The following is a 22,119-nucleotide window of genomic DNA, read 5'->3' as shown; positions in this document are numbered from 1 at the left end:
AACCGGAAAATCTAAATTTAAAAAATATTAACAGTCTAAACAACAATGAAATTTCAACTGCCAAGAGGGATGAGAGATCTGGAGCCAGATGAGTACGAGGACATGAATGTAATAAGAAACGCGTTCATAGAATCTGCAAGAATTTTTAATTTTATTTTGATGGAACCTTCTCCATTAGAATTATTGACTACCCTCGAGGCAAAGTCAGGTCCTTCCATAACTAAAGAAATCTACAATTTCGTAGATAAAGGGAATAGGAAGATTGCTCTTAGATTTGATTTAACCATAGGATTAACAAGATACTTTGTATCACGAAGAGATCTAAAGATTCCCACAAAAATCGCCTCATTTGGGGGGGTATGGAGATATGATGAGCCACAAGCAGGAAGATACAGATTTTTCCATCAATGGGACATTGAAATATATGGACCTTCAATAATAGAATCCGATACCGAAATAATTGAATTTACATCAATTTTTCTACAGAAACTTGGTTTAAGAAATATACTTATCGATATTAGCAGTAGAAATCTAATTGAAGAGTATATCAAAAACATTATCAAGATATCAGATGATGAAGAGCTATTTGAGATATTTAGAGCGATTGACAAAATACCAAAGAAGGGAAAAGATAATGTGTTAAAAGAATATAATGAAAGAATTGATAGCAAAGTCTTAGAAAAAGTGATTAATTTTGCAGAGAAAAAAGGGAGTTTTAAGGAATTAGACGGTGCTATGAAATCGCTAAAATTGAAGAGCTGGACAGAGATAGAAAAAATCAACAGGTCGTTATCAAATAAAGGAATAAACAACATTCGTATAAATTTGGGCATCGTAAGAGGGCTGGATTATTATTCGGGGTTAGTTTTTGAAGCAGTAGACACAGGAAATAATCTAGGATCGCTTGTTGGTGGTGGTCGATATAACAAGCTTACCGATGCCTTTGGAAGAAAAGAAGTTGGAGCAATCGGGGCAGCTGGGGGGGTGGAGCGTATTGTTTTAGCGATGAAACAACAGGGAGCATTTAAGAAAGATCAAAATGATGAGTTTGAAGATTTGAATTATGTAGTATACGACTCTATCGAAATATTTGATAATGTGGAACGATTAGCCTCGTCATTAAGGAGAAACAATTTTCCAGTTGACTATGACTTATTAGGAAGATCATTTTCAAAACAAATTGCGGAAGCAGAAAATAGGAAGAGTAAAAAAATCATAATTTTAAGTAAAGAGAATTTAGAAAAAAAGGGTCAAGTTATACTAAGAGATGCAGTTAAGAAGATAGATAAAAAGATAAACATAATTAAGGATTTTGATGAATTAATTAATGAGTTAGTCAAAATAAGATCCAGATAAATTCAAAGTTTAATAGATTTTATACTTTTCATTTTAATAAATCCACTTGGGGTTTTGGCATATACTTTTCTCAATACCAAATCGGGTGGATCATAACTTATATATAAATCACCTTCATTTAGTTCTTGAACATTATAATTAATTTCAATTATTTCTTCAGGTATTCCATGTTCTTTTAGTCTTAGTTTGGCTTTTTCGATTAAATCAGAATCAGAAGTATTAGGAGCAAAGAAAATTTTTCCTATTAAATTAAATTCATTCATAGGTTTTATATTATTTACAAATTTAACACTATATAAATATCAGATGACATCAAACATGAATTTACTATATGTATCCAAAAGCAGGATCTGTTTTTCTTCTTAGGCTAACGATATGACCTAAAATTACTTTTTCTTCTTCATCTAATTTATTATTAAAACGATTAAGTAGTAATTTGGCTTGCCTACTATCCAGATATGTATAAAAAACGTCACCTTCATTAATTTGCCGACCTATCTGAGGTCCATTAACTGATACCGCTACTTGCATTCCCCTAGTAGCTTCGTCAATTGATTTGCCTTTATCCTGGATCTGATGTATTACTCCCACTTTTTTCCCCTCAGGATTCATTATCGACATTTTTTGCTTCATTTTACCTATGGTAATTTCTGCACCAAACACAGCAGGATCACTTCTTCTAAAAACATAGCCTTTCATAAATTCAAATTTACAAATTGGAGATATTTCATTAAATAAGATCGAATCCTCATGATTCTTTTGATAAGATACCCAGTCGGTATAGCTACGCACTAGATTATAAATGACTTTTTCATTAAAGATCTTGACATCCCTTTCAAATGACTCTTTTTCTGCATCTTCTAAAATTTTGACATTAAACCCCAATATTATGCCTAGATATCTATCCTTTTCTTTAACTGCAGATGCAGTCATCACATCTCTTCTACTTATCTGTCCAATGTCTGCAGAACGGATTGGGATGTTCTCTTTTTTTAGCATTTCCGAAATTGCCTCAATCGAACCAATAGTGTCGCACCTTAGAATAATACCATTTGAGTCTGTATTAATAAGCGCAGATTTTACTTCTGATTCAACTAGATTTTTTACTTTTTCTTCATTATCGGTAGGTGCAAGACCGTACAATGGACTGCCGGCTATTACGCCATCTAAATCAGGAGAAGTTATTTTTAATCCCGCAGCGGAAATTACCATATCTACATGACGAAATTTATCTCGTGGATCACGCATTTCATCAAGTGGCTTTGGTAGAAGTAAAGATTTGATCCTAGTTACGATAACAGAATTACGTTTTGCGACCACTACTGAATCACCTTGTTTTATGATACCATCTAAAAGAATGACATTAGCAGAAGGTCCTAATCCAACTTCTTCATTTACTTCTAGAATAATTCCTTTAGCGGATCCTTCATGTCTTTCTAATTTTTTTATCATGAATTGTTGAGCCAGTCCTACCAGGACTGTCAAAAGCTCAGGAATCCCAACACCACTTGATGCACTAACTGGAACTAATGCCACTTCTTTTGTAAAATCCTTAACACGCCAAAAAGCCTCTGAATTAAATCCCAATTGTGAAAGAGATCCTAATATACTGTATGTTTTATTATCAAGATCTAATTGAACTTCCTTTGGTTGAATTTTGATTTCTTCGGTAATGAAATTGGTGATTCCTTTTTTCCACCCTGTAATACGATCGACTTTGTTTATCGCGACTACAAATGGCACTTTCCTATTCTTTAAAATGTTTATACTTTCTATAGTCTGGGGTTCAAATCCCTTATTCACATCAACTACAACAATTGCTATATCTGCTGCCGATCCTCCCCTTAGTCTTAAATTTGCAAAAACCTCATGTCCAGGTGTATCAATAACCAGTAACCCAGGAATAGCATGATCATGTGCTAATAATTTCTTAAATAACGAACCTGTCAAACTCTGAATTATTTCTATTGGAAAAAAACTTGCTCCGATGTGTTGAGTAATACCCCCTGCTTCTCGTGATTGAACGAATGTTCCCCTCATCTTATCTAGTAAAGATGTTTTACCAGAGTCTACATGACCTAGAACGACTACTACAGGCTGACGTAGATGCACTTATAAAAATACTACTGATGACTCTTTTATGAAGCTTTCATGCGAATCAGAAGCATGAATAATATTATCAGTTATTCCCAGACCAAAATCACCTCTTATTGTTCCTGGGGCAGCATCAAAAGATTTTGTAAGTCCGATCATTATCCTAACTGTGCTGATCGCATTATTTCCTTCCAAGATACATGCAACGACGGTACCAGAGCAAATAAATGAAACTAGTTCCTTAAAAAAAGATTTACTTTGGTGAATTGAATAAAAATCTTGAGCTTTTTCATCTGTAAAATCATAGGTCTTAAGTTGTTTGATGTCAAATCCCTTCTCTTCAAAACGTTGTATTATTTTTCCTACCAATTTTCGTTTAAATGCATCTGGTTTAACAAGTATTAGAGTTTGTTCTACCCCCATTTCACTTTTGCTTCCTGATTCCACCTTTGATATATTTATCAGTCCATTTAAACACTCGTGGATCACGTTTCAAATCGCGCAGATTCTTTTTACATTTTGATGAACAAGTCCATTGAATCGATCCATCATTTTTAACCAACATTATTCCTTTACCAGTATCAACATGCCTCCCACAAAAAAAACACTTTCGTAATGACGCAACATTCTTACTCATTATTTAACCACCTGCAATAACTCCATATTTTAAGCATTACTTTATTTTTCTTGCCTCGCGTTCTGTTTCTCTAAGCATTAAAATATCATTCATTCGAACAGGTCCCTTAACGTTTCGAGTTAGAATCCTGCCTTTGTCTTTTCCTTCAGAAATCCTTACACGAACTTGAATTACTTCTCCAGCGATACCAGTTCTACCTACTATTTGAATTACTTCTGCAGGAATGACCTTTTCCTCAGTCTTGCTCATTTATTAAAATACACCTGTTTTACTCAGACTTGTTTTTTATGCTATCAATAGTATTTGTAATCTGGTCAAGAATTTGTTGAGATTCGCCAGGATCTATTATAGTTGCAGCAGCAGAACCAACATCAATTCCTAACGCATTACCCAAGTCTTTCTTACTAGGAACGAAAACGTATTTAGATGAACGTTCATCGCACAATATTGGCAAATGTGCTACAACCTCTGGTGGTTCAACATCTTCTGCAATAACAACTAATTTGCTGATTCCTCTTTCTATTGCTTTCGTAGTTTCATTTGTTCCTTTTCTAATCTTACCACTCTGTTTTGCCAGTCTTACTGCCTCATAAATTGCACTAACTAGATCTGTAGGTATCTCAAACTTTACATAATACGGTTTACTCATAATTTATAATCACCCATTGGGCTCATTTCCACTCTTTCTTATGGTAAAAAAGAGTATTAAAAATGTTATCATGTGTCAATCAGCAGCGTTCAGAATTTTATTTATCAAGTTTAGGTATTCCTTTACTTTTGAATCCAGTAAGCTTTTATCATTGGATTCGGCATAGATTCGAATCAGAGGTTCTGTACCACTAGGTCTAAACATTATCCAAGATTCAGCATCAAACCATATTTTCACCCCATCGATTCTTTCTATCTTATATACGGATCCATGTGCAGTACATGCATCTAAAACATGTTGCATATCATCATTGCTAGACAAATTTAGGCTGGATTTATATTGAAAGGTGTTATCGAACAAAGAGAAAATATCAGACAGAGACGATTTTTTATCCGATAACTTGCCACTACGATTTGTGTTTTGTATCAGTTTTTCCTGCTTATGAAAGCTCATCATTTCTAAAACCAAAGCTGTTGTGATCGCTCCGTCCCGAACCAAATTTAGAGGCCCATAAAAAAAACCTCCATTTTCTTCAAATCCGATAAGAGAATTTGTATTTTTCATGCCATAAGAAACCTCGACGCTTCCAACCTTAGTAAAATAAACATCCTTCTTAACTAACTCACCAATTTTTGAAATAACTTGTGAAGAATTAACAGGGCATACGATTGACGTATCCATTTTCTTATTTTTAATTAAATGATAAGATAGAATTGATCCAGTTTTATCACCCCAATGGATAATTCCCTTCTCATCACAAAAAATGCTTCTGTCACCATCCCCGTCATACGCAACACCCAAATCAGAGTTAGTCCTCTTTACCATTTCAGTAAGACTACATAAATTATCCATCTTAGGCTCTGAGCCCCTTGCAGAAAAATTTGGATCGATATAGCCATTCATTATCAACACTTCACATCCTAATTTTTTTCCAATCAGAGGAGCTACTAACGATTGAACCCCGTTACCACAATCCATAGTAATCTTGAGATTTGATTGTATAATAATATTAACATCTATAAGAGAAAGTACCTTGTCGATATACTGTTCCAAAACATCCATTTTGAATAAGTTCCCAAAGGAGGTAGAATGATCTCTCACGAACTTTTTTTGATAATATATTGACTCAATTTTTATTTCATCATCTCTAGATAATTCAAACCCTTGACTCGAAATAGGTTTTATTCCGTTGTACTCCTTAGGATTATGTGATGCCGTAATCATAATTCCACCGGAAAATCTCGAATTTTTGACAGCAAATTGTAGACAAGGTGTAGGTGTCAAGCCCATTGTATACACATTGATACCCATTGACATTAACACGGCCGAGATAATCTTTTGAATTGCAAAACTAGAAGAACGACCATCATATCCCAACACTATCGGCCCCCTCTCAAAAAAATGCCCTATAGAAAAAGCGATATCTATTAAAAACTCGATTGATAGATCTTTTCCAAATATCCCCCTTATGCCGTTTGTCCCAAATAGTTTTTTCTCCGTCAAAACATCTCCCCAGTTAAATCAATATTTATGCCATCCTAATAATTATTTAAACACTAAAGAGATGGATAACCTATCTTGTAAGAGAGATCATCGATTAATGAATCCAGCATGATTCTTATTAACAATAGATAAATTTGGCTTTAATGTAGTCCAAAGTAATGCGGGGGTTGCCAAGCCCGGTCAACGGCGCAGGTCAGAAATTGTGCGAGGCTTAGAATGAGCTTGGAAGTTTCCTACAACCCTGTTCCTTAGGGATTCGTGGGTTCGAATCCCACCTCCCGCATTAATGAAATAATCTAAATTACAAATATAATGGCAGTTGTAAGTTCCTTAATTATCGGTTGAAAAGCTTAAATAACATTCTGATTTTATGAAACAGGTTGATAGACCCACAGAGTTGGAGAAGAATTTTCAAACATCACTACGATGTTTTGCGCTTTAATAGAGGATAAATTTATGAGGCAACAGCAGAAAAGAATACAAAAACCAAGAATTGTGAAACAAACTAAAGAATTCGACTATAATAAACCGATTTCGAAATGCAAGGTATGTTATACTTTATGCGGGTGGCACTGCTATGAATGCGAAACTGATTTTTGTCAAGATCATTTTGTGCAACACAAGGAAAAAGCATTGTGTAAAAAAATTATACAATAGTTATTTCAATAATAGAAGAAAATTATACACTATCTTAAAAATCAGATCTTGAATAGCGACCTCTTTTTTCAATTTCGCCTACTGTTTTGAATACTCTTGATGTTATATTGCCACATATTTTCTTATATCCATCATAGAAATTTTTAAAAGATATATCAAAATCATCAACATGGAAGCTGGTCAATATTTCTTTAAATAACCGTATATCCGCGGCTTTGTCTTCATATCGTTCAGAAAAGAAAGACAATCCAAAATCGATCACAAAAATGGCTCCATTTGAAGATATAATAAAATTGGATGTGGTAATATCGCCATGAATTATGTTATTACAATGAAGGGTTCCAACGATTTCCCCAAGATTTATACAAAGATCTGAGGAAAAAAAGTCTTTGATCGTTTTTCCTTCAATGTATTCCATTATGATTTCAAAATTATTCATGTCAAGAAAATAAATGAAAGGAGTATTGATCCCAAAAAACTTTACTTGAGATAAAATATTAGCTTCATGAATTGTTCGCCGTTTTCTCAATGGAATATCGATAAAAGGGTTACGATATGCTTTAGCAATTCGAATCTTGGAAATAGCAAGAGCATCATGCCAATCAATAAGGTACAATTCTGATTCAGCACCTTTTTTTAATAATATTCTATCTTTCATTAATAGATAATTTTAGTAATACGTTATTACTTTAAAAATTATGGACAAAACATCATATTCATCAAATAGTGAAAAAAATATTCTGTTTGAAGACTGTTCAGAAGATACATTGAAGAGTGGAATTCTTACTCTAACAAATAGAAAACTTGCCTTTGAAAAAACCAAAGGTCGAATAGCAACATTATCTAAAGAACTACTAGGTGAAAAAATAGAATTTAAATTAAAGGACATTGCCCAAGCAAGATCTGAAGGTAGAATTATCAAAAAATTAGTGATAGAACTCAATGATAGTAATAAAATCTACAAGTTCGGAGTTTTGAATCCTGGCAACTGGGCAAAAGAAATTAAATTGCAGATGGAAGATTAAACTAAAAGTAATTCATGAGATTAGTTACCTCCATGGAATATGTACGCTATCCAATCTCCAAGACTGATTAACAGCTGCATTTTCGGGTTTAACACTACTAGAAGGACGATTTAAGTACATCTGAGCGCCAGTCCATGCTATCTGTGCTCCGTTATCTCCGCAAAACCTTCGTGGACAAGAATTAAAATTGGAATTATGTATGTCACATGCGATTTCAAGCATGTTGGACAACCTCTTATTCGCAGAAACACCTCCAACAATTAGCAATTCCTTATTTCCAGTAAAGGCTAATGCACGTTCTACCGCCTCTACAATGATAGAAAATGCTGTTTCTTGCAATGAATAACATATGTCATGGACATCATTATCGTTGTCGTTTAGTAAAATCTTAACTGCACTGAGTAATCCTGAAAACGATACGTCATTCCCTTTGATAATGTATGGAAGCGGATAGACCATTCGACCCTGTGATAAATAAGACATCTCTTCGATCTTACTTCCACATGGGGAGGAAAACCCCATTTTTCTTCCCACTTGATCAAAAAGCTGTCCCAGTGTAATATCTAAAGTCTCTCCAAATATTCTCCATTTATTCCTATAATAAAGAAGTAACATGGTATGTCCACCAGAAACCAATAATGTTAATGGATTTTCAGATCCAGTAAGTTTAATCCCTAATTCTATATGGCCTACTGCGTGATTTACAGGAATTAAAGGTATATTATGAAATGAAGCCAATGATCGAGAAATAACAGCACCTATTCTTAAACAAGGTCCCAATCCCGGGCCAGCTGAATAAGAAATAATATCAATATCCTTAATACTGACTCCAGCTTCTTCTAAACACTTTTTTAAGATGTTGGTAGCTACCATGGTATGATGTTTAGATGCATCTCTAGGGTGAATACCCCATCCTTCTGATGCTTTATAAATATCCCTTACTTCTGATAAAATAAACTCTTCATCTGCACTACCAGCATCACCACTTTTGTCGATTTCTATTATAGAGCATCCGAATGTATGGGCAGTGCTTTCAATTCCTAAACATAACATGTATTAATTCCTACTGGTTGTGGATACTATCTTAATTATATCGCCATTTTTTAGCTTATGCTCAGCACCAATTCGTTGTTTTGTTCTTGCATCAATAGCATAAAGAAATCCTTTTCCCAAGTCATTGTGAATCAAATATGCCAAATCTTTGGCAGTGGATTCATTGGAAATTAATCTTGCATCTGGCAAGATATTCCCCTTTTTGTCTGTAAATTTATATTCATCTTCAACTGGGTAAACTACAATATTTTGCAATATTTCAAAACAAGCATGATTTATTACTTGTTGAATCCCTGTCGAGCCGAACTTGTGTAATATATTAGATACAACCTCCAAAGCCTCATTTTGTTTGTTGGAAAGTGTTTCAGGCTGCTTGATTTCAAAACTCGAATCTCCAGGCAAATAATAAATGAGATTCTTGTGAGCAGCTCTTCTTAACAATAATTCAGCCTCACATACAGTGGGAAAAAACGGTCTTTCTAGTTTTTTCAATTTTTCAATATTGATATCTGATGAAGTGATATCGGCCTTGTTGGCTGCTAAAATAATTGGTTTAGAACGGATTCGTATTTGTTTGCTTAGTATGAGTAAATCTTCGTCAGTCCATTCGCTTGGCTTCTTAATCAAACTAATATAGTCCAAGGAATTTTTGATCAATTGCTCGTTAATTGATAAACCAGAAAGTCTACTAGCCAATACGGTTTCTATCCTTTGTTTTAAATTTTCACTTTCTCTTATTATCTTGTCCCAATCTCTCAGAATTAAAGAATGTATCCAAAGATCAAATTCATCTTCTATGAACTCTAAATCAAAAAGAGGATTTCCTTCACCTGGATTAACGGGTCTGCCTTCTACATCGGTAGACCCGGAGACATCTATTACATGGATAAGAACGTCAGCCTGACGAGCATCATCTAAAAATTTATTACCTAGACCTCTTCCTGAGTGTGCACCGGGAACTAGTCCTGCTACGTCTATTAGTTTTATTGGGATATATCTTATTCCACCAATGCACTGAGAATTAATGGGATTATCAGAAACACCTAACTCTTTACAAACACAAGTTACTCTCACAAATGCAATGCCGATATTTGGATTAATAGTAGTAAACGGAAAATTAGCAATTGGTATTGATGAATCTGTAGCTGCATTAAAGAATGTTGATTTACCAACATTTGCTTTACCCAATAAGCCAATTATCAATTTTAGAAGATTAGTTGACAATGGAATATATATTTACTTTAGTATTTTAGACCAAAATGATGAGATAATAAATAAATGTATAAATATCAAAATTTTTATCGCTCTAGTGATAAAGCAATTCTGAATTTTAGTGGGCGGAATAGTTGCAGTGTGCATACTCGATGAGAATGTCAATGATGAAAAGATAATTTATCAAGTATTTCGCGGAATGCAATTACTCCAACACCGTGGAAAGGCAGTGTGGAAAATTAGTTCAGGTAAATTTGAGGTCAGCGGATATGGTTCATTACCATCATTTGATACTATTCATGGAAAAATCATAAAGCAGCTGAATAATTCAATGCAAACGACGATTGGCCATCTTTCAAAAAAAAAACCGAAGTCGAAAAGAATGGGGAGAATAAATTTTGCTCTGGATGGATTTTTTATAGATTTAGATAAATTGACAACACATCCGTTAATAAGAAACAGAAAATCCGAACCCTTAGAGCAAATCCATTACATTTTCAAAGAACTGCTAATGGCACAAAAAGATCCATATAAAGCAGCTGAATTTTTGGACAGGCATTTAAGGGGAAATTACGTAATAAATATTAATAGGGAAATCTATGTTTTTAGAAATAGTACGGGATTTAAACCCCTATTTCTTGGAAAGGATGAAAACGAATTATTATTCATGGTTACTTCCGAAAACTACCTCGAGAGTTTTTTCCACTTAAAATTAACAGAAATAAATCCTGGACAGCTAATTCGTTTGAGTCCCAAGTACGGTATGGATATCCTGACACAACTAGATAAAAATAGAATCTTAATGGATCCATTCGAATTCATTCGCGAGTCACATGTGTCAAGTATTTTTAATAATAAGAGCATTTATTCTATAAGAAAGAATATTGGAAATATTCAGGCACAATATCTATCAAACAAAAACATTGACGCTGACATGATCTTTGCGGAACCAGATTATACGAGACCAATGGCTCTAGGGTTAAACATAGGATTCAAAAATAATAGAAAAAAATTTGAAATGGTTGAAGGTATAATAAAAGACAGATATGATGATTCAGATCCAATGATAGACTATTCAGAACAAGTAAGTAAGAATAAATTACTATCTAATGGTAAAACTCTTAAGTTTATCATTACTCCAGTCACTCAAAACAAGAATATTCTATCCGTTCAAGGTACAATACAAACTGGAAGCACTATAATTGAAACAGTATTCTATTTAAGAAAAGCTAATGTAAATAAAATTGATATAATAGTTAGTTATGTTCCCACCATTGATGGCCGTCAAGTCGGATTATATACTCAACAAAAAGATCTTATTGGGAGAAAACACGTTGGCAAGATATCTTATATAGACGACCTGAATAAGAAGATAGCATTAGAATTAGGGGCTGATTCAGTATTTTATAACTCTCCGGAGATCCTGGCGAAAGGTATTGGTGTTCATGAAAGTCAGCTATGGTTTCCTGAATGGATACGATTTTTGGATTATAAATAAGTGGACAAGAATATACTTATAAAGAGAACGTTAATATTAAATGGTTATTATAATATTTCTATACTGTTGAGCTTAAAAAGAAAGAAAGTTATTCTAGAGAAAAAATTTATGATTGAAGGGAGGACGGTAATGAAGGTTGAGCTTAGAGAATACAAACTAAGTAATACCAAAGAAGATGAAACATTTTCCATAGTAATTTATTTAAAGACAGATCTGGAAGATATAGAATTAGATTACTTAGGAAAACCAACTTCGGATAAAGACAAATTCGAAGAAAGTTTCAATTTCCTTTGTAATTATAACGGACTATCCTCAGCCTTAAATAGATTGTTTATAGAGTTAGATAGTAAAATAAAATAAAACAGAAGGTCAAGTATTATATCCTATACCAAGTCAATTAGCTCGTTCAATTTGTTTATCCTTGTATAAGATACTAAAGATTTATTCCAAGGTTGATTAAAAATGACAATTTGCTTGGGAGGAACAACTTCCTTCACATTGATCGGAGAGTCATCAACTAATAGAAAGAAAGGAAAATGGCTCTTTGATACATCATCAAAAATGAAAACAATGTCATTGAAAGGTATATTGTTTAGATCGAGCCAATGAGCCACAAATGGTATCGTAACTCTCTCCCTCTTTGTAATAATGGATATTCGAAAGCCCTTGTCTTGTAATTGATTTATTACTTCTAAAAGATCATTACTAGTAGGGGGTATGTCCTGCCATCGTTTTTTCCAGACCAATATGAATAAATCCGTTATCTGTTGTTTGCCTATTGGTAATATGTTATGAATGTGCCAATCAGTTATGTCTTGTTTTTTTATGTTGGTATTGAAAATTGCATTATATTCTTCTAACCAGATTTGCATCACATCAGCCAAAACAGAATCGAGATCCAGCGCAATAGTTATTTCAGAAATCATTAAGAACGAATATTGATCAAGTTGCATACATAAATATCTACTTTATCCAATACTGATGACGATATTATAGTCAAATTCAATGTTAAAATAATAAAAAAAATTAGTGGTCCCTATCATCAACTGTATGATATTTTTCGATTTGAATTGTAGTATGATAGATTCCAAATTTCTTTTCTAATAGTGAATTTATTTCTTGGAGTATCTCTTGCGATTTGGTTGAATCAAAAATAACTATATGCGCAGATAATGCAATATTTCCGGATGTTATACTCCATATGTGGAGATCAAACACTCCGGTCACACCTTTTATCTTTATAATTGAATCCTTTATTTCCCTATATAATAAACTTGAAGGAGAACTCTCCATCAAAACAGATACTGATCTTTGTAACAAATACCAAACACGAGGTATAATGAATAGAGCGAGACCAAAGCTAATCACAGAATCTATCATATAATAATTAGTATAGAATATGAGAACAGCTCCAACGATGATTGCAATAGATCCAAGAAGATCACTAATTAGTTCTAGTCTTGCGCCCTGAATATGAAGAGCATCAGTCTTTCCTAGATTACTATATTCCGGAGTTGATTCAGAAAATATATTATGTGTATGTGTGTGTGTTCCCTTTAATAGTCTAAGCCCAAAAATGTTTACAACTAATCCCACTATAGCAACGATCAACATAAAGGAGCTATCTATATTGTGAGGTTCAAAAATACGTCGATAGGCTTCAAATATGATAAAGATTGATACCAATAACAGGATAACACAATTGGCAAGAGAAGATAGAATTTCAGAATCTATAGAATCCATAGGTATGTAAAGGAGTTGGAGGTTTTTTACTATAAATGGAAGCCACAAGAACAAGCGAAATCCCAAAGACATCGGCAAACATGTGCAGAGCATCAGCAATTAACGCTAGACTCCCGGTGATATATCCAGCCACGATTTCTACCACTAGATAAACAGTTAGTAATACTACAACCATTTTTAATCTCCCAGTTTCTATTGATGCTTTGGTTCTCGTTATGATTTCAATTATCATAACAGGACATTTATTAAAAGTGTATGGAAAGGACATATAGATATCAAGGGCATAGGCCGTAGAAATGATGGCAGGATTATTAGGTCTAAGGATTTTTCAATGGACTCTATTGAAAATGGGAAATATCTCTATTTAGTTAAATTTTTCAAAATGATAGGGATTTCAAGTTGTTACCTTTTTTGATTATCAAAACAAATTCAATAGAAAAGCAGAAAATACGATAGTATTCAAGTATAACTTTATATATTTTATAAATATATCAATTAATCTTTATGATAGTCCAACACATTTTATAGTTCTTAATACAATATATAAGAATATTAACACTTTAGATAAAATCATAAAACTTACCAAACTTACAAAGTCAGAAGTTGAGACAATTCTCAAGAAATTAGAAATTGAACGATAGGTCATTAAATTAGAAAAGAAAATATTTTTCTTAGGTAAGAAAGCGCAGTATAGATTAACAGACACGGGGTGAAGGTATTAACTTCAAAATAACATGAACTAGAGAATAAGTTAAGACAAGTTCAGCAGTGGTGTTTACAAGGTGATAAAGCCCAACTCCAAACATTTATGGAAACAACAGATCATGGAGCCATTTTTGATTTTCTCGGGTATTATGGATATGGTGTTCTTTATATCGTTAATATCCCTTTTGGGTATGGCCCTTAATCCAATCGAGAGTTCGATGGCTGAATACACAGGCAATACCGGTGCCACAGGGACGAAATCTGATTCTGGAGCGGGCACAGAAACAGGCGGAACAGAAAATGTAGACTTGCAAGGTGGAGACATAGGAGGAAGGTTTGATTTTGACGATTGAGGATTTGATAGTTTTCAATAAAACATTATTTATTTGATATTTTATACGGTAGATTCTAAATATGGACTACATCAATTCAATATTTATTCGATCAAGGTAAACAAGTCAATTCAATAAAAATATATTTAATTTTATTATATGGAGAGATAGTCGCGGCATGACAAGGAAGGAGATATTAAAGATTTTTTTTATCGCACTTATTACCGGAAATATAATGGGCATAGTATTGATTCAAATATTTGAGACACTAACCATTACGAGTTTAATAATCCTCGAAATATCATTGATAATAACCATAGTTTTACTATTCGTCGCAAGTAGGTTATGGAATAAAAGACTAGACAAAAAAACCAAACGCGAAAAAGAAAATAACCCTGCATAATATTAAAAAACTAAGCATCGTTAGACCCAGCACCTGTATCTTGTTTCATTGTACTTTGTAGGATAGTATTTCCTCCATTCTAATACTATACTTCAAAGTCGAGATCAACTCGAATTATATAAAAGTTGAAAAGCTACAATGATTGCTCCCCATTCAATTCATTGTTGAGGTATTTTAAAATAAAAGGTAGCACCTCCATCTTGATTATTTACCGCCCAGATTTTTCCATGATGAGAATTAATAATACTTTTTGATATAAACAAGCCTAGACCCGTACCTTCAAAAGACTTCGAAGCAAATTTCGTAAATAATCTTGGGAGCATATCAGGATCGATACCTTGTCCAGTATCCCATATACTGACGATCACATTTTCAACATTTTTTACCCCATCTCTCTCGATTTTTACATCAATGCCGATCGACCCTTTATCAGTAAACTTTACAGAATTACCAAGAAGGTTAAAAATAACCTGGGTTATTCGATTCTTATCTGCAAATACAAAGATGTCTTTGGGTTCATACACTATATTCAAATTTTCTAGCTGTTCTGGATTACTACTTGATAACTGGGTTTTTGTATCACTGATAGATGACAAAATAATGTCCTTAATATTAAAGCGTTCTTTGTTAAGCTTCAAGGACTGACTTTCGATCTTGGTAATATCCAAAATATCTGATGCCAATCTCTTTAGGCGTTTGGCATTCCTAATAATAGAACTCACTTGTTCTCTGTCAACTTTGACTTCTTCTTTCCCCTCCTCGAATTGCTTTTCAAGAAATATCGCATCTCCAAGAATAGGCATTATGGGAGTTCTCAATTCATGAGCGGCAATATTTATGAATTCTTTTTGCATTTTATCATGAATGCTTAATTTCTCATTGGCCGATTCAAGTAATTTATTATATTTTATCAATGAATTATTGGCATCCTTTAGCTCGATAGTTCTCGAATTTACTGCCGACTCCAGTCGTTTATTCCAGGAAAGGATCAAAAACGCAATGCCCAAGGCTACTGCTCCAATTATTAGGATCATTAAAGTGCTAAAATTTTTCTGATTATTTATCAAAAATCCCACCTCAGCTGCTAACTGATGAGGAGAGCTTACAAACAAAGTCCACAGAAACTTTCCACCTATGTAGACAGGTTGATATGTAATAGTAGTCTTGTTTCCTCCAATCAATATTAGATCTTCGGCTCCTGCAGATCCTTGAAGAGATCTAGCCAAAAGAGAATTATAAGGTCCTCGAATTTCCTCAGGTACTAGGGATTGAAGTTCTTCCCCGAGATAGGATTTTCCAATGAGCGAAGGATTACTACCGTAAATAATAATACCATTCTTATCCATTAATCCAACATTTCCTGCTACTTGAGGGGCTAACTCGCTTTGTAAAAAACGACCCAATTCATGGATTTTGATTGAAGCAACGATGACCCCTTTAAATACAGACTCTCTAGTGGAATTTTCCAAAATAGGAAACGAAATATAAAGTCGTGGAATTTTATCTATAGATTCGATTGCACTACTATAATAGCTAGTATGAGTCTCCTTAGGGATAACAAAATATTCTCTGTTACTCAAATCAATACTACTATATGATTTAATTATACTAGAGTTAACGTTGCTTATTGAGACTATTCGACCATCTTCATTTATCCAATAGTATCCCTCCGTCAATGATTTTGTGGAGTTCTGAACTTCATCCATAATTATTTTGGTTCCATCTATATTGCTGTAATTTACAATTTTGGATAAGATCTCGAGGTTAGTAGATACTGGATCTATAATGTGCAACAGAGTTTTAGAAAGACCGTCTGTTTCAATTATAGCGTTTGACCGGATATCACTGGAAGCAATTTCACCAATTTGATCTGCGGTTAGACCAGAATAATGATAAGATAGTATAGATAAAGAAATACCTACGCCAATTACAAGAATTAGCAAGAAAATATTATTTCTAGACGATACTATGCTTATCATTTACAAGCTGTTTAACATTTTTGATATGAAAGTGCCATTTAAATTGCTAACATAGATTTAATCTTAAAAATTAAATCATTCATATCGATCGGTTTAATAATAAAGTCTTTAACATCAATTGAAGGAAGAACTTTTGTAAATTCATCTCTGTTTATTTCAAACGCAGTAATGAAAGCAATTTTGGTATTAGGGCGCATTTCCTTGATATGTCTATACAATTCAAATCCATTCATTCTAGGCATTCTAATATCAGTGATGATTACGTCATAGTAGCCTAATTCATGATTCTTAAATGAGCTCAATGCATCTTGTCCACTCGAAAATACTTCTACCTGAAATTCATTTGTTATTTCCAAATCTCTCTTAATAATTCTAAGAATATCTTTTTCATCATCCACTACCATTATTCTAGCCATCTTATTCTTGTAAGGATTGTTAATTTCAACTTCGGACGTCATGGATATTATTTTTACACTAATAATTGATTAAAGGAAATATATTAATTAGCATTTCTAAAGAATCAATAATTTCTTTATACAATATTATGAGCTAAAGACATTTAATAGTTTAATTATAATAGAATAAAGTCCTTCCATGAAAAAATAAGGTCAGCAATAGTAAAATGTATTTAACAAGTGATATCATCTACCCAGAGAGTGTTCATTTCAAAACTAAGACCATCTCAAGATACAGTATGATGAGAATGATAAATTGGGGAACAGACTACAGGGCCCAAAAGACTTGGATTAATCGAGACAGCATCATGAATATAGATACTAATTGTACATTCAACCACCGAGAAGAGATTTTATATGATTTTAATATCATCAATCTAATTTTCGTGTTTTATAATAATTACTTAATAATAAAGATTAATTTAACAATGCTAAATAATTTAAAAAGCATGTCATTCACAATAAGAGAAATTGAAGAGAATGATTTTGATAATGGATTCTTTGAAACCCTCTCAAACTTATCAACGATAGGCAGTATCAATACAAATGAAGAGATAAAAAAAGAAATCATAAAGGAAATCATGGCGAACAAGGATTATGTGATAATTATATCAGAAGATGCAAAGAGTCGAGAAGTCATCGGCACGGCCACATTATTCATAGAACAAAAATTCATACATAACGGAGGTAAGGTAGGACACATAGAAGATGTAGCAACAAGAAAGGGGTATGAAGGTAGGGGTATTGGAAAAGAAATAATAAAAAAGCTAATCACTATATCGCGGGAACGTGGATGCTATAAAGTAATTCTTGATTGTGATGAAAAAGTATCGAAATTTTACGAGAAAATAGGCTTCAAGAAGAGAGCTATAATGTTAAGATTCGACTTATAGCGCCAGTTTTGGCGCAAACAATTTATATTATTACAAAGAATATTAAACATGAATGAAAATACAGAATCAACACTCATAAAGAACAGACCACTGGAAAGAATTTTCAGAAACAGTATAGCTAGAGTAATTGATTTTCTTATAATAAATCAGCAGTTTAATTTTACCACTGCAGAAATAAGCAGATCTAGCGAAATACCTCTAAGAACAGTCCAAAGAATCATCCCTCACTTAGTTCAAAACAAAATTGTAATAGAAAATAAATACAAAGACAAAATTAAAAATTATGAATTGAACAGGGAGTCTAAATTGGTTGAAATTTTGAAATTATATTCGATTGAGACCGTAAATGCATTTATCGAAGAAGCCATAGATAGTAACAGAACTCGAGCATTGATTTCAAATAGCAGATTAGTTTGAATTCATTATGTGCTATCATAAACTGAAAGAAAATCCAATCATAAAATTTCATTTAGAAAAAATATCATAAAATTCTTTAAACATTATCATACTATCATACTTAGACAAATAGTAAATCTATTCTTTACGCATGAAATAGCAAGTTGTAGTTCATATTTTTGTGTGCGTGTAGTGCTTTGCTGCTGTTGTTGTTTTATGCCTTATGCCTTATACCTTCTATCTATCTATCTATTTTTAACCTACTTTTTTTTCTGTCGGTTGTAATTATTTTATTTTATTTTATTTTTAATTACAGATCAGGTGCGTTGGGCTATTGGTGATGGCAGGCTGAATATCTCGCCCGAAGGCTTGATAATTACACCTCCATTCCATCAACGCCATCTTCTATGGCCGCCCTCCTCCTTACGGAAGGTTGTCTTTTCTCGGGAAAGGCTTCCTCCTTAGATGCTTTCAGGAGTTATCCTAAACAGCTTAGCTGCTCAGCTTGCCCTGTCGGACAACTGATAAACCAGAGGCTGCGCTGCCCTGTTCCTCTCGTACTAGGGGCAACTTCCCCTCAGACAACCACGCCCCTGTCAGGCAGAGACCGACCTGTCTCACGACGGTCTAAACCCAGCTCACGTTCCCCTTTAATGGGCGAGCAGCCCCACCCTTGGCTCCTGCTGCAGAACCAGGATGGGAAGAGCCGACATCGAGGTACCAAACCGCGGGGTCGATGGGAGCTCTCGCCCGCGACGAGCCTGTTATCCCTAGGGTAACTTTTCTGTCACCACCAGCCCCCAATAGTGAGGACATGATGGATCGCTAAGCCCGGCTTTCGCCTCTGAATCCCGTATCATTGGGAATCCAGTCAGACTGGCTTTTGGCTTTGCCCTCACCGGCGGAGTTCTGTCCCGCCTGAGCCAATCTTTGGGCCCCCTCGATACATTTTCAAGGGGGTGCCGCCCCAGCCGAACTGCCCACCTGCCGATGTCCCTGTTAAACAGGTTAGCGATACGGTAACAAATGGCTGGTGTTACACTTTTGCCTAGATCAGTCCCGGAGAACTGACCATAACGGCTCCCAGCTACTCTCTGCATTTGACACCATATCGCAACAACAGGCTGCAGTAAAGCTCCACAGGGTCTTCTCTCCCCGACAGAGGTTCGGGGACTGTTCGTCCCCGTTATGTGGCTTCACCGGGTTGTAGGCAGGGACAGCGGGGCCCTCGTTGTTCCATTCATGCACGTCGGAACTTACCCGACAAGGCATTTGGCTACCTTAAGAGAGTCAGAGTTACTCCCGGCGTTTAGCGGCCCTTAGCCCAGTTGAACCCAGGTTTTAGGTACCGCCACTGGCCAGGATACAGAGGCCATACACATCCTTTCGGACTAGCGACCACCTGTGTTTTTATTAAACAGTCGGGACCCCCTAGTCACTGCGACCTGCAGTCCCTACTCCTCGTAAAAACTGCAGGCACTCCTTATACCATAGGTACGGAGCTATTTTGCCGAGTTCCCTTGCCATACGGTATACCCGATAGACCTTAGACTTCTCATCCAGGGCACCAGTGTCGGATCTCGGTACGGTCTTGAAAGTATCTTCCTATTTCTGCTTTCATTGTCTCCTGGAATCAAGCAAACCCTCCTTGCGGAAGGCCATTGGTATCTCGCTTTAATTCTCGCCATTACGGCACTCCTCAAAGCTAGAGTACTTAGACAGAACGACGGTTCTGCTTACCCTATCCGGAAGCGACAGAAGAGGTATAACGAACTTTCAAGGCACTGGAATATTAACCAGTTTCCCATTCAAACAATTCTGTTGAGGTTGTTTTTAGGACCGGCTAACTCCCGGCTGATGACGCATTGCCGGGAAACCCTTGCCCATGCGGTCGCCGAGATTCTCACCCGGCTATGCTGTTACTACCACCAGGATCTGCACTAGTAGTTCGGTCCACTGGACTTTACAGCCCAGCTTCTACCCAAACACTACGCCCACCTACCACGCACCGACATCGTCGGTGGTCTAAAGTATCGGTAGTCTACTTGAGCCCCGAACATTTTCGGGGCTTTCGAGCTCGGCAGGTGAGCTGTTACGCACTCTTTGAAGGATGGCTGCTTCTGAGCCTACCTTCCTGCTGTCTTTGCTCGAAAACACCCTTTGGTTTGACACTTAGTAGACATTTGGGGACCTTAACTTTAGTCTGGGTTGTCCCCCTCTCGGTTATGAGGCTTACCCCACATAAACCCGCCTCCTAGCTTCTACGACGCTTGCACATTCGGAGTTCGAATGGATGGCGAGCTCTTTCGAGCCCTTACCGCCCGATCGGTGCTCTACAGTACAAGCAATCTCAGCTAAGGCAGGACTGCGATCCACTTCGGTGGGAACTAGCGATCACCGGACTAGATTGGTTTTTGACCCCTAATCCCAGATCAGGGGACCGATTTGCACGTCAGGACCCTTGCAGACCTCCAGCGAGCTTTCGCTCACCTTCGTCTTATCCAGGACTAGATCGTCCGGTTTCTAGCCTTACTGCCATGACTCAAGACCCTTTCAGATCCATTGCCTCTTTTTTCAGATGAAAAAATGCGCAAATTCGGTTTCCCTTCGCCTTCCCTCTGTTAAAGGTTAAGCTCGCCATGACAGCAATCTCCCTGGCCCGTGTTTCTAGACGGAACGTATGACTCTAGAAATCCTTTCGAGCCATACACGTCTGTAACCGATTGGTTTCAGGCGCTTTTAACCCCCCTTCCGGGGTACTTTTCAACTTTCCCTCACGGTACTAGTATTCTATCGGTCTTGATGAATATTTAGCCTTGGATGCTACTTTCACCCATCTTCACTGGCCACTGCCAAGGCCAGTTACTCTGAATATGACAGAATCCTGCTCTCATTCGCCTACGGGGGTATCACCCTCTATTCCGGTACTTTCCATACACTTTAGCTTCGATTACAGGATCCTATACGTCATATCCGTAACACCACATCTCTATCATGTTACCATAACAGATTCAGTTTGGGCTGTTCCGCTTTCGCTCGCCGCTACTAACGGAATCTCAATTGATTTCTCTTCCTCGTCCTACTCAGATGCTTCACTTCGGACGGTTTGCTCTCCCTAGCTAACTAAAGCATGGGAGTGTATAGAGAGACCTCATTCGGAAATCCCGGGGTCGTCGGTCGCATGCACCTAACCCAGGCTTATCGCAGCTTGCCACGTCCTTCATCGCTTATCAAGCCGAGTCATCCACCAATCGGCGTCTTTGCACCAGTCCAGTAGTTATTATAAACTAATTTTTGGAGTTTTTTCCTTTCTTTCTTTGTCCTTTGGATCTAGTTAGTTCTTAGTTCCACTTGTGGTAGAAAAGTCTAATTCAATTCAATGGTTGGTATATGTATTTCGTATTGGTATTGGTATTTCGTATTTTGTATGATGTAAAAGTATATGCATATTTTTTATATACATATACATTAAATCTCTGTTTGCACTACAAACCAGTTACACATAATATTTTACTACATTTCACTATTC

General features: G+C 35.5%; 23 protein-coding genes, 1 tRNA gene and 1 rRNA gene. 9 read left to right on the top strand and 16 right to left on the bottom strand.

Features of this window, described 5'->3' with window-relative positions; translation table 11 throughout:
* Positions 1-45 precede the first annotated feature (45 nt).
* Positions 46-1,356 carry a histidine--tRNA ligase gene (gene hisS, locus AB0A59_RS01055; protein ID WP_458745699.1) on the top strand — a complete coding sequence of 437 codons (1,311 nt, stop codon included), beginning with the start codon at positions 46-48 and terminating at the stop codon, positions 1,354-1,356.
* 2 nt (positions 1,357-1,358) lie between these two features.
* On the opposite strand, the gene AB0A59_RS01050 is transcribed toward hisS, so the two are convergent.
* The 7 genes from AB0A59_RS01050 to AB0A59_RS01020 form a co-directional block, all read right to left on the bottom strand.
* Positions 1,359-1,619 (bottom strand): hypothetical protein, encoded by a 261-nt coding sequence (locus AB0A59_RS01050; protein WP_458745698.1) that lies wholly within the window; start codon positions 1,617-1,619, stop codon positions 1,359-1,361.
* 64 nt (positions 1,620-1,683) lie between these two features.
* Positions 1,684-3,468, bottom strand: coding sequence for a translation initiation factor IF-2 (infB, locus tag AB0A59_RS01045; RefSeq protein ID WP_458745696.1), 1,785 nt, complete (start codon positions 3,466-3,468; stop codon positions 1,684-1,686).
* Positions 3,469-3,873, bottom strand: a complete 405-nt coding sequence (ndk, locus tag AB0A59_RS01040; RefSeq protein ID WP_458745694.1) for a nucleoside-diphosphate kinase — start codon at positions 3,871-3,873, stop codon at positions 3,469-3,471.
* A 1-nt stretch (position 3,874) separates the two neighbouring features.
* On the bottom strand, positions 3,875-4,087 hold the full coding sequence (locus AB0A59_RS01035; protein WP_458745692.1) for a 50S ribosomal protein L24e: 213 nt from the start codon (positions 4,085-4,087) through the stop codon (positions 3,875-3,877).
* A 36-nt stretch (positions 4,088-4,123) separates the two neighbouring features.
* Positions 4,124-4,336 (bottom strand): 30S ribosomal protein S28e, encoded by a 213-nt coding sequence (locus AB0A59_RS01030; protein ID WP_134484477.1) that lies wholly within the window; start codon positions 4,334-4,336, stop codon positions 4,124-4,126.
* Positions 4,337-4,355: 19 nt separating this feature from the next.
* Positions 4,356-4,736: a 50S ribosomal protein L7Ae gene (gene rpl7ae / locus AB0A59_RS01025; protein ID WP_458745690.1), complete on the bottom strand. Its 381-nt coding sequence runs from the start codon at positions 4,734-4,736 to the stop codon at positions 4,356-4,358.
* Between the two features lie 75 nt (positions 4,737-4,811).
* Positions 4,812-6,239: a phosphoglucosamine mutase gene (locus AB0A59_RS01020; protein ID WP_458745688.1), complete on the bottom strand. Its 1,428-nt coding sequence runs from the start codon at positions 6,237-6,239 to the stop codon at positions 4,812-4,814.
* A 160-nt stretch (positions 6,240-6,399) separates the two neighbouring features.
* On the opposite strand from AB0A59_RS01020, the gene AB0A59_RS01015 reads away from it, so the two are divergent.
* Positions 6,400-6,522: transfer RNA gene (locus tag AB0A59_RS01015), tRNA-Leu, on the top strand.
* A 408-nt stretch (positions 6,523-6,930) separates the two neighbouring features.
* On the opposite strand, the gene AB0A59_RS01010 is transcribed toward AB0A59_RS01015, so the two are convergent.
* The gene (locus tag AB0A59_RS01010) at positions 6,931-7,554 is read right to left on the bottom strand and encodes a KEOPS complex kinase/ATPase Bud32 (protein WP_458745687.1); all 624 of its coding nucleotides are present in this window, start codon (positions 7,552-7,554) and stop codon (positions 6,931-6,933) included.
* 40 nt (positions 7,555-7,594) lie between these two features.
* On the opposite strand from AB0A59_RS01010, the gene AB0A59_RS01005 reads away from it, so the two are divergent.
* The gene (locus AB0A59_RS01005) at positions 7,595-7,921 is read left to right on the top strand and encodes a hypothetical protein (protein WP_458745685.1); all 327 of its coding nucleotides are present in this window, start codon (positions 7,595-7,597) and stop codon (positions 7,919-7,921) included.
* Positions 7,922-7,945: 24 nt separating this feature from the next.
* Here AB0A59_RS01005 and kae1 read toward each other — a convergent pair whose 3' ends face one another.
* Both kae1 and AB0A59_RS00995 read right to left on the bottom strand, forming a co-directional pair.
* Complete coding sequence (gene kae1 / locus AB0A59_RS01000; RefSeq protein WP_458745684.1) at positions 7,946-8,974, bottom strand: KEOPS complex N(6)-L-threonylcarbamoyladenine synthase Kae1; 1,029 nt, start codon at positions 8,972-8,974, stop codon at positions 7,946-7,948.
* 3 nt (positions 8,975-8,977) lie between these two features.
* The gene (locus AB0A59_RS00995) at positions 8,978-10,198 is read right to left on the bottom strand and encodes a redox-regulated ATPase YchF (protein WP_458745682.1); all 1,221 of its coding nucleotides are present in this window, start codon (positions 10,196-10,198) and stop codon (positions 8,978-8,980) included.
* A gap of 109 nt (positions 10,199-10,307) precedes the next feature.
* On the opposite strand from AB0A59_RS00995, the gene AB0A59_RS00990 reads away from it, so the two are divergent.
* Both AB0A59_RS00990 and AB0A59_RS00985 read left to right on the top strand, forming a co-directional pair.
* Positions 10,308-11,684 (top strand): amidophosphoribosyltransferase, encoded by a 1,377-nt coding sequence (locus AB0A59_RS00990; protein ID WP_458745680.1) that lies wholly within the window; start codon positions 10,308-10,310, stop codon positions 11,682-11,684.
* Positions 11,685-12,044 (top strand): hypothetical protein, encoded by a 360-nt coding sequence (locus tag AB0A59_RS00985; RefSeq protein WP_458745678.1) that lies wholly within the window; start codon positions 11,685-11,687, stop codon positions 12,042-12,044.
* A 23-nt stretch (positions 12,045-12,067) separates the two neighbouring features.
* Here the strand turns inward: AB0A59_RS00985 and AB0A59_RS00980 are convergent, their stop codons facing one another.
* From AB0A59_RS00980 to AB0A59_RS00970, 3 genes are all read right to left on the bottom strand, one after another.
* The gene (locus AB0A59_RS00980; RefSeq protein ID WP_458745677.1) at positions 12,068-12,637 is read right to left on the bottom strand and encodes a 5' nucleotidase, NT5C type; all 570 of its coding nucleotides are present in this window, start codon (positions 12,635-12,637) and stop codon (positions 12,068-12,070) included.
* Between the two features lie 73 nt (positions 12,638-12,710).
* The gene (locus AB0A59_RS00975) at positions 12,711-13,427 is read right to left on the bottom strand and encodes a cation diffusion facilitator family transporter (RefSeq protein ID WP_458745676.1); all 717 of its coding nucleotides are present in this window, start codon (positions 13,425-13,427) and stop codon (positions 12,711-12,713) included.
* Positions 13,408-13,695 carry a cation transporter gene (locus AB0A59_RS00970; RefSeq protein WP_458745674.1) on the bottom strand — a complete coding sequence of 96 codons (288 nt, stop codon included), beginning with the start codon at positions 13,693-13,695 and terminating at the stop codon, positions 13,408-13,410. Before AB0A59_RS00970 ends, AB0A59_RS00975 begins: the two co-directional genes overlap by 20 nt.
* Positions 13,696-14,209: 514 nt before the next feature.
* Here AB0A59_RS00970 and AB0A59_RS00965 point away from each other — a divergent pair.
* Together AB0A59_RS00965 and AB0A59_RS00960 are read left to right on the top strand one after the other, a co-directional pair.
* The gene (locus tag AB0A59_RS00965) at positions 14,210-14,485 is read left to right on the top strand and encodes a hypothetical protein (protein ID WP_458745673.1); all 276 of its coding nucleotides are present in this window, start codon (positions 14,210-14,212) and stop codon (positions 14,483-14,485) included.
* A gap of 157 nt (positions 14,486-14,642) precedes the next feature.
* The gene (locus AB0A59_RS00960; protein WP_458745671.1) at positions 14,643-14,867 is read left to right on the top strand and encodes a hypothetical protein; all 225 of its coding nucleotides are present in this window, start codon (positions 14,643-14,645) and stop codon (positions 14,865-14,867) included.
* Between the two features lie 158 nt (positions 14,868-15,025).
* On the opposite strand, the gene AB0A59_RS00955 is transcribed toward AB0A59_RS00960, so the two are convergent.
* Positions 15,026-16,846 carry a sensor histidine kinase gene (locus tag AB0A59_RS00955; protein WP_458745670.1) on the bottom strand — a complete coding sequence of 607 codons (1,821 nt, stop codon included), beginning with the start codon at positions 16,844-16,846 and terminating at the stop codon, positions 15,026-15,028.
* A 38-nt stretch (positions 16,847-16,884) separates the two neighbouring features.
* Positions 16,885-17,304, bottom strand: a complete 420-nt coding sequence (locus AB0A59_RS00950; RefSeq protein ID WP_458745668.1) for a response regulator — start codon at positions 17,302-17,304, stop codon at positions 16,885-16,887.
* A 425-nt stretch (positions 17,305-17,729) separates the two neighbouring features.
* Between AB0A59_RS00950 and AB0A59_RS00945 the strand changes: the two genes are divergently transcribed.
* Both AB0A59_RS00945 and AB0A59_RS00940 read left to right on the top strand, forming a co-directional pair.
* Positions 17,730-18,194 (top strand): GNAT family N-acetyltransferase, encoded by a 465-nt coding sequence (locus tag AB0A59_RS00945; RefSeq protein WP_458745666.1) that lies wholly within the window; start codon positions 17,730-17,732, stop codon positions 18,192-18,194.
* Positions 18,195-18,242: 48 nt separating this feature from the next.
* Positions 18,243-18,611, top strand: a complete 369-nt coding sequence (locus AB0A59_RS00940) for a hypothetical protein (RefSeq protein WP_458745665.1) — start codon at positions 18,243-18,245, stop codon at positions 18,609-18,611.
* A gap of 294 nt (positions 18,612-18,905) precedes the next feature.
* Here AB0A59_RS00940 and AB0A59_RS00935 read toward each other — a convergent pair.
* Positions 18,906-21,862, bottom strand: a 23S ribosomal RNA gene (locus tag AB0A59_RS00935).
* Positions 21,863-22,119 lie beyond the last annotated feature (257 nt).

The organism is Candidatus Nitrosocosmicus sp. T, assembly GCF_054408485.1.
This window is presented reverse-complemented; position numbering and strand designations above follow the sequence as displayed.